Raw genomic sequence first — 12,662 nt, forward strand, 5'->3', positions numbered from 1 at the left:
GTCGTGGGAGTCCTTGTCGTCGCCTTCGCACACCAGCGGGGTGTCCTTCGAGGACTGGTCGATGCCCTGGGCCGCATCCTTTGGTCCCTGGGTGCGGCGGCCGTATGGATAACGACCCTGGCGATCCTCTTCGCGCCGTTTGCGCTCATCCTCATCCACCCGGTTGCCGAGCGCTTTCAGGAACGCTGGCCAAACCTCTCCCAAGAACTGGTCTCGGGCTTGTTCGTCGCCCTTGGAGTCACTGCCATCGGGGCTCTGGTCAAGACCGAGGTGGGAGCGATCGTCATCGGGTTCGCCTTCGATGGGCTCGCCAAGACCGCATTCCTCATGCCGCCGCTGCTGCTGTTGATGGTCTTCCTGTTGTGGCCTCTCGGCCTGGTGTTCACGCTGGTCGCGTGGCTCTCGGGCGGAGATGGGCTGAACGGCTGGGTTGGAGCGGTCTGCGGACTGGCCGCCGGCGTTGTGGGCGGTGCCGCCCACGGGTATTACTCGGCGCGCTTGGCGGCAGACGAAGTGGACATACGCACCTTTTAGCGGACTTCTAGTGGCGGTGAGGGGCGAATTGGCGGGCGTGTGGCCGATGGCATCAGCTTGGGTACGCTGCCGGCCCTGCTCGCGGCCGCGGGCCTGATTGGCCCGATCGCCAGCGCTACGCATTTCACCGCGTCGATCGGCTCGTGCCGCTGTTGAGCCACATCCGGCAAGACGCGCATGCGAGGAGCCGGTCACAGCACGAGACCAGCCGAGTATCCCCCGCGCACTGCAGCCCAACCGCTGTTATTCGCAGCCAATCTGCGTTGATACAACCCCCATGCGGTGGGTATGTAGATACGTCGTGCGGGTCCTACTCGACACCAACATCTGGCCATCTCTCGGAGATGAGGGCACCTCCCGCCCGTTCCGGGACTTCATGCAGTCGCGCGGACTGGAGGTTCTCGTCACCCCGAGCACACTCGTCGAGGTGATGGACCTTCCGGTGCCCGCGCCCAGGCAGCGCATCATCGAAGCGCTCATTACAGGTTCCCGGCGGCGCCTGCCAACCGAAGCCATGTCTGAGTCGGCCGAGGTTGTGGCCGAAATTCGGAGAGCGCGGCCAGCATGGCTGCGTGCGATGCCGGACACCGCCACCGTCGCCTCGCTCAACACGTTTTGGACCAGAACCATCTGGCGGCAGGCGCGAGAAACGTCAGAGCGACTTCATCTCTGGCAGCAGGCTCAGCCGCCCATCGCCCCACACATCGTGCGGCAGCAGCGTCGCCAACGCCACGATGTGCTAGAAACGCGGTTTAGTTTTCGCCCATTGACAGCTATCAAGGCCCGCCTTGCGCCCGAGACGCCGGATCACTACCGCGCTGGATGGATCGAGGGCGACGAGGTGGACGCGTGGCGGGCCGAGCTCAGGGACCTGTACTGGCATCAGCTCGTGGTGGTCCCCGGCCGCGCCGTCCGTGACCCGGCAAGACACGACCTTCGCGGACTGGGTCGGTGCCTACGTCGACCTTCGCCGCCTCGGCAGTAGCCGCGCGGACTTCACCCGGTTCTGGCTCTACGACGCGTCTGCTGAGGCTGTACCAAGAAACTGGATCCGATGGGCTGTTCGCCACATCCAGACCACGCAGAAGATCTCAGGCGGTAACCCGGCCGATGAACAACACAGCTCCTACCTGGTCGATGCGGATATCTTCCTGTCGGCCGACTCGCGCTACGTCAGCACTCTGAAGATCGTGCGCGACGACGCTCCATTCGCGATGGCCGAGCCGCGCCTCGTGTCCGGTGATCGCTGCGTTCCGATTTTGGACCGCCTTGCCGCTGTGCTGTGACGAGCGGTCAACCGCGAGAACACGACGCGGCCTTTGGGCCTCCTGACAGGCGTGAACGGCCCTGATCGTGGCAACGCGGCGGCACTGGAACGTGTACGTAGCGGCAACGCCGCTCTCGCATGCCACCAGCTGGGCAGTGGCACTCGTGCGCCTGATCGACGGGCGCATCGTCAACGAAGATGGCGACCGTCTACAGCGACCTACTCGCGGAACACCTCCTCAAGAACGTCGAGGCAGCCGAGCGCATCCGTGGCGGCCGGGCGACGTGCCCCGACAGCGCGCTGCGCTAACGGAACGTCCGGGTAGGTGGCCTTGTCCTTGGACGAAGCCATCTACTCCGCTAAGTCCGAGCTCCTCGACGGGTCGGACGGCTGACCGTGGCGGATGGGTGTGGCGCGGCTTCATCCGGTGGCACCCTATTCGTACGTATGGGCGAGTGTCGCGCCTCTTCATGGGCTCACTGAGCGTTACAGTGTCGAGCCGGGTGCTCAGATCATCGGCGAACGATCACACGGAGCGAGTGCTTTGACGTCAGCAATGGCTTCAACAGGGAGTAGTCGGGCGGCATCGCCGGCGGGCACGCAGCGCGGACCCGCACGGTTCTGGGCCGTGGACCTTCACGTGCACACCCCTGCCTCGCGCGATGTCGATTCGCACACCTACGGCGCGAGCGAGCCCCGTCAGATCGTCGACGCGGCGATCGATGCCGGGCTGCACGCGATCGCCGTCACCGACCACAACACCGCCGGTTGGTGTGACAGGATGGCTGAGGCCGCCCGCGACACGACGCTCGTGGTGCTGCCCGGCCTGGAGCTCAGCACGGCCGAAGGGCATCTCCTCGCCATCTGGGAAGAGGGCACCCCGGCCCAGCACATCGAGGACGTGCTTGTTGAACTCGGGGTGCCCCGCACCGACCACGGCGACCTGCACAAGGCCCTGGACAAGGGCTTCATCGACACCGCGAAGGTCATCACCGCCCGGGGCGGCTTGGCAATCCCGGCGCACGCCGAGCGGGAGAAGGGCCTGTTCCGGCTCGCCGTGGCCGACCGCATCAACCAGACGCTGCTCGACGCCGCCATCGGCGCGGTCGAGATCGTCGACCTCACTGAGGTCGAGCGAATCAAGGCGCGGCTCGACGGCCGGCGCGAGCTCGCGGTCGTCCGCAGTTCCGACACCACCGCACCCGGTGCCAGCACCCACGTCCTGCGTGGCATCGGCCACCGCCGGACCTGGATCAAGGCCTCGCGGCCGGACCTGTGTGGCCTGCGGCATGCGCTGGCGGATTCGGCGCTGCGTGTCCGCCTCGAAGAACCCATGGCGTCGGAGCACACGGTGATCGAGTCTGTGACCGTGACCGGTGGGTTCCTCGACGGTCAGCAATTCGAGTTCTCGTGCGATCTCAACTGCCTGCTTGGCGGCACCGGAGCGGGCAAATCGCTGCTCATCGAGCTGGTCCGGTTCACGCTCGACCAGCAGACCGATGCCGACGACTTTCCCCAGGTCCGCAAGGAGGTCGAGTCCCGGCTGAAGTACGCGCTCACCTCGGGCTCAACCGTCGAGGTCGTGCTCACCCGCGGCCACGCGCGGTGCCTCGTACGCCGTGCGTACTTCGAGGACGGCTCTACTCAGCCAGAGTTCATTGGCGACGCCGAGCATCTGACCGGTCTGTCCGGCCGGATCGCGATCACCGGTTTCTCGCAGGGCGAGGTGATCGAGTACGCCCGGACTCCGGTCGGCCGGATGGCGCTCATCGACGCCGCCCTCGACCTGAGCGAGTTCGAGATCCGCGAAACGGACGCGGTCAGCCAGCTCAACGACAACGGTCAACTCATCGGATCGCTCGAAACGAAGATCGCGCAGGCCCGCGCGAGGTTAGAGACCCTTCCGGAGGTCGAGAAGCGCCTGGAAGAGCTATCCGGCTTGTTCGACGGCGAGACCATCAAGATGCAGGCGAAGTGGAGTGCGGAGAAGGCCCTCTTCGAGCCCGTGGTCGGCATCCCCGAACTGAAGGTCACCGCCCGAACAGACAGCGGAGAGAAGTTCCGGGTTGCGCCCGCCATCGCCGACAACCAGGACCTCTACCAGCGAGCGCAGACGGCATACACACAGGTGCGTGAGGCGATCGAGACGGCGAACGCGCAGCTGGCGCAGGTCCTGCTGGTGGTGAACAAGGAACTCGTCAACATCCGACAGGAGTGGCACGACCGGTACTGGCAGTTCGACCACGAACTCGCCGAAGCGGTCAACCGTATCGATGTCGATAACAAGGGTCTCGCTGCCCTGCGCACCCGGCTCGTCGAACTTCAGACGGAGAAGGCGAAACTCGACGCGCAGCAGACCCAGCTCGACGACGAACTCGTGCCGAACCTGGCCACGGCCACGTCCTACCGGGAAGAGTTGATCGCCGAGCTCATCGAGGCGCGCAAGGCGCGGCGCCGGCGGCGTGAGGACCGGATCAAGGCGCTCAACAAGCTCATGGGTGGCATCGTTCGGATCAAGATGCTGTCCGAGAACGACGACTCGGCCTACCTGGCCGAGCTGACGGCTATCGCCAAAGGATCGCGGCTGCGGGCTCAGGTCCTCCAATTGATCTGCGAAGGGTCGATCCCGGTCAAGCTGGTCCGCTCGTTCCTCGATGATGACGTCAACGGTGTGTGTGACGCCACGGGCGCGGAGCGCAGGCACGTCGAGACGTTGTTCGAGTACGTGCGGGAGAAGGGCACCATCGAGGACTTCCTGCGGATGCAGACCCTCGACCTGCACGACGGCCTGTCCGTCGAGTTCCGCAAACACGCCAACGACGGGTATGTGGCGATTGAGCGGCTCGCGCATGGCCAGAAGTGCACGGCCATCCTCATTATCGCCCTCGCCGACGGCAACGATCCCCTGATCATCGACCAGCCCGAGGACGCCCTTCACGCACCGTGGATCGAGGAATACCTCGTGGCGAAGCTTCGCGACCTGCGAGGTAGCCGGCAGTACATCTTCGCTACCCGCAGCCCTGGCCTCGTCGTCTCCGCCGACGCGGAAATGATCATCACCCTGACCTCCGACGCGAACAACGGTGTCGTCGAGGCAACCGGATCCCTCGAGCGTCACGACCTCAACACCCTGGCGCTGTACCACCTGGAAGGTGGCCCGGTCCCCTTCAAGCGCCGGACGGTCAAGCTGGGTTCGTCGATGTTGTAGGTCAGGGTGGCTGGCGGCCCAAAACGCTACAGCCGCAATCCCATCGACCACCGGCTGTCGTGTGCGGCATGCCGTCCCCGAGGGACAGCGGGCGCAGGGGACAATGCGTACATGAGGGTCTTCATCAGCAGTGTTCGTCGGGAGCTCGAAGAGGAGCGCGACGCACTTCCGGGCTTGATCTCGGCGCTCGGGCACACGCCGGTGCGCTTCGAGGACTTCACCGCCCAGACGTCACCCAGCCGTGAGGCGTGTCTGAAGGGTGTCGCCTCGGCCGAGGTGTACGTGCTGATCCTGGGGCCCCGCTATGGCGACCCGTTGCCCGACACCGGGCAGTCACCGACCCATGACGAGTGGATTGCAGCGAAGGCCGCCGGGATGCCTCGGTTGGTGTACCGGAAGCTAGGCGTGACGTTGGAGCCCGCCCAGGAGGAGTTCGTTCGCTTCATCGGTGACTACGGCACGGGCGTGTTCTACGAGTCGTTCGCCACGACTGCCGAACTGCAGACGAAGGTCGCGACGAAGCTGAGAGAGCTGGAGAGCGCTGGGGATCCGCTGGCCTTCATGCCGCTGCCGCACCCGGTGACGGTGACGTGGCGCTCAGACTTCGAGGCTCGGCGTGGCAACACGTCGAGCCTTCCGCCGGCCGTCGAGGTTCATGTTCTTCCGGCCACCGGGACGAACCGGCCAGCTCGGGTGATGGCCGAGCTGGAACAGCTCCTGCCGACGCGACTGCGCGCCAGCGGTCAGATCGACGCGGCCGACCCACTAACCTCCACTCGCCAGGGCGGCGCCGTGGTCGTCACCGTTCCCGATAGGAACAGCCGATGGAACGAGGTCCGCGCGCCGCAGCTGCTCGGCATACGCACGGCCGCCGACGGGCAGACCTCGGCGTGGGCGTCACTCCCGGGCGACGGGATGGGTGCCATTCTCGACCCGGACGCCCTGCCTGATCAGATCGCCGGACTGCTGCGTCTCGTCGGCGGTCTAGGGGTTCTCGACGGCGACCAGGTGGCCATCGGTGTCGGCGTCAGCACCGAGGGGCTGATGTCGGTCGGCCGGGTCAGCGGGCAGCCCCGTCAGCAGGCCACCAGCCTGATGCTGTCGAACGACCCGATCCAGGTGCCACCTGACGAGCTCGTGACCCTAGCGGCGCTCGGTCCGGGGGCTGCCGAGGTGGGCCGCACCCTGAGTCGGACTCTTATCGACGCTGTCTCGGCCCGCCGGTAGCCGAGCAGATATTCGTCCCACCGTGAGCTTGTCCGGTTGTCGGTCACGCCCGGGCGGGCGGCAGCGGGGGGCCTTCACGGCCACGGCGAAGAGGGCGATCGTCGGATGGCTGCTCTACGTTCTCGCCGTCTCGACGCTTCAGTAGATCAGCTGACCGTCCATCACATCGTCGCTCTGATCGACAACGGGGTGCATGACGACTTTGACCTGGACTTCAAGAGGGACACCTTCGGCAACAGCGAGAGCGCGAGGGGACCTGCCCGCCGACGTCGCCGCCTCGGCTGACATGCACCTGCACCGCTTTCCGATGCTGCCCTCGCTGTTCCCGGCCCAAGGGGTGGGTGCCGGATTTGGTCATCGACGACAGCGGGCGGAACTCAATGGTCTCCTCAAACCCGCCAGCGCCGTGGGTAGTGACAACCCCCAATACATCCGTTCCCTCGTCTGCTCAAGCGACGCGGAACGATACCCCGTGTGTCAACGCTGTTGCGTAGATGGGAGGCGACCCATAGTCTGGCCTCAAAGCCGTAGGGCCGGTGGCACGACGAGCGAGGCGCAATGGGAGCACGAATAGGCACAGTGGCAAGCCTGCTTGCGACTGCATCAACGACGCTATTCACCGCCGGATTTCTTCTCGGCGGTGGTCCTCAATATTGGAAATTCGCCCTCTTTTCTGCCTCGCTTGTTTCCTTAGCGTTAGCCGTTACAAACATTCTTCGTCCTGGCGCTTTGCGCATCCGCTTCCTGCGGCCGCGGATCACTGATCCAGGCCCCAGGATTGCAGCATCCCGTGTCACCTCGTACATCCTTGAGGCGCAACTCCGACTGCTAGCCGATCTGCCGATGGCCTCGCCTGGCTCCCGCAACGCCAAGACTCACGGATCGGTGTGATCTTTCGATGGCGGGTAGTAGCGGTTCGCGACGGCTCGCGCAGCAGCGGGAGTATCTGCGAATTGACGCGAGCAAGCTGAGCCGGATCGTCGATCGAGCAGAGTTTAACCGAGTTACCAAGGCGCTGGAAAGGAGATTGCAGGATTTCGAGATGGATGGCTTCTCGGAACCTGCTGCCGTGGCTTTGGCCGAGTGTCAGACGCTTTATTTCCGCCAATTGGGCGAAGAGTCGATCTCTCTTGCTAAAGGAGACCGTCTTGACTCAGTTTCCGCAGACCATGTGCGACGTGCAACAAGCAGGCTCCGCCACGCAGCCGCTCCTCCCTGGAAAGCGGTCCTCAATATCATCGGTGGCGCTCTCTTGGGAACCGCGATCCAAGAGATTGTAGGAATTGTCAACAGTGATGGGCCGCTAGAAAAGGGCAGAGTGCTTGTTACGATGGCGTTGGTTGCGGCTGGTGTGGCGGCAGTAATTATCGCAGTGGTCGCGCCACGTCGGACCTAGCTTCCGATCCTCTGACCTCGATGACGCTGTTTGATCGATCAGGACGATTGGTGGCGCGCTGCTCCGCCTTGAGTCATCAGGCGCTGAAGCGCCCACCAGGGGTGCCGGTTGCGGGGCAGTGTTGACAGGGCGATGGCGTCCCAGGCCGCAATACCGGGGGTGTCATCAGCGAGGTGATGGTCGGCTTGGCCGATACTGCCGGTCCACGACTCTGTGTATCTGACGACCGGGATGAGTGCGAGCCCGTCACGGGCGACGCCCCACTGTGCGCGTGTCTCGTCGGCCAGGGTGAGGGTTGGCTTCGCCCCGGCGGCGAGGAGTTCGTTCAAGATGAACAGGTAAGTCTCGGGTAGGTTCGCCGCCGCCGCCAGGTCGAGCAGGACCGTCGCAGCATACGAGGTGCTGGGCGTGGCGATTTCGATGTGCTCGAGTTCCGGCCCGAGGAAGTGCGTCGCCTCCTCAGTCGGGCTGGCACCGACGGGGGCGAGGCCGAGGCCGGTGTCGTAGGCGTCGGCGACCCAGCCAGTTGCGGCACGCAGGTAGGTCTCGACAGTCGCCGGATCCTCGACGCGTAGGGAAAGCACGGCCGGGATCATGCTCGCCGCCCAGTTGTCGGATACGGGGTGCGCCGCTCCGGGCTGGTGGGTCAGCAGCGTTCTCACTGTTTGTCGTGCCCGGGCGGCTGTCGCGGCGTCAACGTCCGGTGATATGCCCAGGAGCCCCCAGATCTCGGCCAGGCGCAGGCAGATCACCGGATAGGTGAGGTGAATGAAGCCCGGTGCTATTTCCTTCAGGAGGTCCATAGGGTTGCTGGCGGCGTCTCCGTAGCGGTCGAGGAGGCGGGTGGCGTAGGCGGCGTGCAGCAGTTTGGCCGAGCCGGCCAGTTCTGCGGATTGAGGTGCCGTTGGCTGGCAGACGGCTGCGCGTAGAGCTGCGAGAGCGACGGTTGCTGCGAGGTCGGTGCGCCGATTGTCCCGCAGCCGGTTGGCCACAACTGCGGACTCGATCGCCACCTGTTGTAGCGGCCTGGTTGTCCACCGTCGGGTATACTGCTCGACGGCCTGATAGTTGATCTTTTGTTGGTCGATCTGCCCGAGGAGCTCCAGCAGGTCGCCGGGGCTGCCCGCAGCCAACCCACACGCGGGCGTGGCGGCGAGCATCGGACGCAGGGTGTCGCGGTCCCAGAGCTCGAACCCGGGCTCGCCGAGCCCCTGCACGCGGGTGTTGTAGTCCTGTGCTTGCAGTGCCGCTCCGCCGACCAACCGCCCCGTGGTCACAAGGACCGCGGCCCGGGGCAGGTTACGGTCGAAGTGAGGATGCGCGAGACCGTCCGAGCGAATCTCGTCGACCTGGTACCGGATGGTCCGCCACTCGGCAAGGTTGATGTCACCGGCCTTGCTCTGCAGTGCGTACTGCCGCAGTTCGCCGTCCTCGCGGCGTTTGGCGATGAAGTCTTTGCCAAACTCGAACGCCCCGTGTAGCTGATGGACGTCGGTGAAGCCGTTGGCTTGCAGCAGCGCGAGCAGGGGAGCGTCGAACTCGCGTTCAGTGACCGTCGCGAGGTACTGATCGATGACGCCGTCGAGCATCAAACTCCTCCCGCTTCCGTCGTAAAATGTCGTCTAGACGGGCTTCCTGCGCAGCTGTCGGAGGTCCTTGCTGGACGAGTCTGGCGTAGGTCTCCGGGTTCATGACGATCATCCCGCCGTGCTCCCCGTCATCACCAAACACTAGGTCGACTCGTTCGAGTGCGTCGATGATCAGGTCCCATGACATGGGGCCGCTGACTGTGTTACCGACCGCCTCCGCTACCTCGTTGACATGCGAGTAGAAGCCTCTCATGATGGTCGCGAGCTGCCTCTGCGCTAGAAAAGCCATCTCGGACAGCAGCAGTTGTCGTTCTCCCGCGATGGCCTCGCGGACGTCGAATGAGATCCAGGACGACGCGTCAATCGGTTCTACCTGTACGGTCCGGCCTTCACCGACATCCACTGACACGGACGAGACATCGTCCAACGGCACCCGCCGAATGCGCCTGTACACCGGGTCCATTGCCCGCATCAGCGCATCGGTCCCAGTCATGAGGAACTCGTATCCGGCGACGTCATATTCAGTCAACGTCACCTCGCGCTTCCGCCCCGACTCCTCCACAGCCACACTCTAAGACCGACCTCTGACATGGCCCCCGTCAGCGGCGCGACACGACCGCCTACGGACGTCCTGGTGATCCGGGCCGTCTAACTGAGCCGTGGATGGCGATCGAGCGCGGCACAACGGTGCTCGGGAGCCCAGTTTGTAAGGCTAACCAGTCCCAGGGCCAAGGGCCGGATGCGCTGGCAGCCTGACCTACCCGGTACTTCCGGGCCTTTAAGGTCGAGAGCGAAGCAGCTAGCGGCATCCCTCAGAGCGGCTTGCGAGCCCTGTCGAGGCGCCGCGTGCGTCTGACCCGACCCTCGGAAAGCGTGGCGGGGTCGGTGACGGCTCCGTTCGCGGCGGTCGTGGCTGCTCGGTGGCTGGTGTTGGCCTGACCCAGGCACGTCTTCGTGCGTCAGATGACCGCACGGTGGGTTCACGCTTCCGCGATTGATCAAGTAGATGGTGCTGATCAACTGGCCGGCCCTGGGCTGGCCTCGGCATCAACTTGACCTGTCCGGTCGGATCTTTGTCCGGGTGGTTGTTGACCAGTGAGCGTGATGCGACAGCATGTAATGGTGCTTCAGGACCCGAATAGATGGCGCAGGCTTGTTGCCGAGTACAGCGAGCTTTGCCAACTGGGCGCCGGGATGACCCCAAACGCTCGTGGCCAGCGGTTCAACGGGATGATCGCCGAGCTTCTGACGGCCTATGGCTTGCGAGCGAAGTCAGACCAGCGCAGCGTCGGCGAGTTGGACGTTGTCTTTAGCTACGCGGGCAGGCGCTTCATCCTGGAAGCCAAGTGGGAGCGAGGCAAGACGGGGACCGGGCCGATCGCGAAGCTCCAACGACGCGTCGAGCAACGCATGGCAGGGGTGACCGGAGTATTCCTGGCGATCAAAGGCTTCACCGACGATGCAATAGCTGAGGTCGACAAAGGGCGGCGTCTGGATGTGCTGTTGCTGGACCAGTCCCATTGGGAGGCGATGCTTAGCGGTTTCGTGCCGCCGCAGGAACTCTTCGATCTGGCTACTGACGCCGCTTCCTTCCACGGCCGCGCCTATACGCCGATCGCTGAGCTCCTGAGGCATCGGACCGAGACGCCGACAGTGACTCCTGAGCCGGTAGCGACAGGTCTGGACGGGCTCCTCCGAGTGGCCACCGTCCGCGCCGTGGGCCATACCGACGGGCGGCGCACAGGGATCGGCACCGACCGGGATGGCTCCGCGTTGATCACCCTCGAACAGGGCATCCTCGCGGTGGACCTGGTAGCTCGGCGTTCCCAATGGGTCGCACCTGTCTTCGGCTGCAGCAACGGCGCGATTGCCACTGCGGATGGTGCACTTCTCATGACCCGAGGACACGGCGTTGGTCGGTGGGCGGGAGGCCGGTTGACCGTGGTGTCCAGTGGAGCAGCAAGACTGGATGACAGTCACCTGCTGGCGAACCCGGACGGATCAACCTGGTGTCTCGATCGGGGATCGGCGGATGTCGCGCCGGCCCGCCTTATCAGGCTGGGCACCCAAGTCGGAGACGAGAAGTGGCGTGAGCTGCCCTTGACGGTGACGGCGGCAGCCTGGCTGAACAGCACGAGACTGGTCGTGTCAGACGGAACCGACCTCGTCCAACTGTCATCGCAGCTCACCGTGGAACGACGCCTGCCGGCACCGGCAGGAAGCGTCCTCGCACTCACTACTCTCAACGAACAGCAGGTCGTCACGCTTCTGGACGACATGTCGCTGGTGCTGTTCGACCTTCAGGCGAACGAACACAGGTCGTTGGGCTCCTTCAGCATCTCCGGGCATCCCGGTGCGCTCATGCGCCGCACCGATGAATCGCTCTACGTGATGGGGCGCCACCGCGCCAAGGGCGGCCACGTCACAGTCGCGGAGGTCGAAATCGTCGGCCAACGCCCCACCGACGGCAGAATCCCTCGCAGACCGGAGCCGGAGGTAGGCGGCAGTCGTTCCCGGGTGACACCGGTTGAGGCCGTTCAGCCTGCAAGAGGCCGGGCTAGGGCAACGGTGGGAGCGATCGCGGTGCCACCAGCGGCTCGGAAGCCCGTCGAACCTCCAGTAGCGGCGGATGCTGCTGGGCGTGCCAACCAGAGCCCGTCGACCGACGAGCGCCTCGCCGATCAACGCCGCGGCTATGCAGAGGGCATGACTGCGGCCGTGGCACTCCCCCTTTACGCCCTAGAGGGCCTCGTCGTCGCGAACTTCGAAGTTGCGAACTGGTTGAAGCCATGGCGGAACCACTGGGACCGCATCGTCTCCGGGCAAGCTGTCCACCGGGAGACACTGCCGGACTGGCTACCATCGATCGCCCAACTCCTCGGCGCTCACGCCGCACCCCCTCGCGTAGCTCATGCGCAGCTCACGCCCTCAGTGCCCTATGTCATCAGCTTCGCTGACGGGTTAAGGGCCGCCTGGCAAGACGCTGTCCGCAGCCGGCTCGTCCCTGGGGATCGAGAGACGCTCAGCCAATGGGTTCGCACCCCACCGTCGCAGCCCGGACTACCGCCAGCCCTGCACACCATCGCCGACCTGCAAACCGCCGCGAAGCGGGCCCGCAGGTCGCGGACCTGGAAGTGGATCGGGCGCGGCCTTCTGTGGCTGCTGACGTTTCTGTTCGGAGTGAGCGAAATCGCCGCCATCGCCATCACCGTGACCGGGCAATGGGTGCCCAACACCGCGGCGAATGCGGTGATCGGCAACGCCTGCTTCGGCATCCCCTTCGCAGGCCTCCTCTGGTTCGCCGTATGGGACCTGCGGCGGCTGGTCCACGGCGGCCAGCCTCCACCTAGTGTCCTGAGTCGTTAATTCGGCCGCAGTATGTGGCGAGGTTGTTCAGGATCTCGTCGGCGGTTCTGGTCCAGACGAACGGCTTGGGGTCGG

8 protein-coding genes are annotated in these 12,662 nt (G+C 65.0%); 6 read left to right on the plus strand and 2 right to left on the minus strand.

Going from position 1 to position 12,662, the window contains the following annotated elements:
- The first annotated feature begins 3 nt into the window (after nt 1–3).
- From ACIQG9_RS27930 to ACIQG9_RS27950, 5 genes are all read left to right on the plus strand, one after another.
- Nucleotides 4–534 (plus strand): hypothetical protein, encoded by a 531-nt coding sequence (locus ACIQG9_RS27930; RefSeq protein WP_400408018.1) that lies wholly within the window; start codon nt 4–6, stop codon nt 532–534.
- Between the two features lie 914 nt (nt 535–1,448).
- Complete coding sequence (locus ACIQG9_RS27935) at nt 1,449–1,820, plus strand: hypothetical protein (protein WP_400408020.1); 372 nt, start codon at nt 1,449–1,451, stop codon at nt 1,818–1,820.
- A 609-nt stretch (nt 1,821–2,429) separates the two neighbouring features.
- Nucleotides 2,430–5,009: a PHP domain-containing protein gene (locus tag ACIQG9_RS27940; RefSeq protein WP_400408022.1), complete on the plus strand. Its 2,580-nt coding sequence runs from the start codon at nt 2,430–2,432 to the stop codon at nt 5,007–5,009.
- 111 nt (nt 5,010–5,120) lie between these two features.
- On the plus strand, nt 5,121–6,236 hold the full coding sequence (locus ACIQG9_RS27945) for a DUF4062 domain-containing protein (protein WP_400408023.1): 1,116 nt from the start codon (nt 5,121–5,123) through the stop codon (nt 6,234–6,236).
- Nucleotides 6,237–7,134: 898 nt separating this feature from the next.
- Nucleotides 7,135–7,632, plus strand: coding sequence for a hypothetical protein (locus ACIQG9_RS27950; protein ID WP_357491928.1), 498 nt, complete (start codon nt 7,135–7,137; stop codon nt 7,630–7,632).
- 38 nt (nt 7,633–7,670) lie between these two features.
- Here the strand turns inward: ACIQG9_RS27950 and ACIQG9_RS27955 are convergent, their stop codons facing one another.
- Complete coding sequence (locus tag ACIQG9_RS27955) at nt 7,671–9,221, minus strand: restriction endonuclease (protein ID WP_400408024.1); 1,551 nt, start codon at nt 9,219–9,221, stop codon at nt 7,671–7,673.
- Entirely contained in the window at nt 9,178–9,783 is a 606-nt protein-coding gene (locus ACIQG9_RS27960; RefSeq protein ID WP_400408026.1) for a hypothetical protein, read from the minus strand. The genes ACIQG9_RS27955 and ACIQG9_RS27960 overlap by 44 nt, the downstream gene beginning before the upstream one ends.
- A 542-nt stretch (nt 9,784–10,325) precedes the next feature.
- Between ACIQG9_RS27960 and ACIQG9_RS27965 the strand changes: the two genes are divergently transcribed.
- Nucleotides 10,326–12,587 (plus strand): restriction endonuclease, encoded by a 2,262-nt coding sequence (locus ACIQG9_RS27965; RefSeq protein WP_400408031.1) that lies wholly within the window; start codon nt 10,326–10,328, stop codon nt 12,585–12,587.
- Nucleotides 12,588–12,662 lie beyond the last annotated feature (75 nt).

It is taken from the genome of Micromonospora sp. NPDC092111, from assembly GCF_044755745.1.
Lineage (GTDB): Bacteria > Actinomycetota > Actinomycetes > Mycobacteriales > Micromonosporaceae > Micromonospora.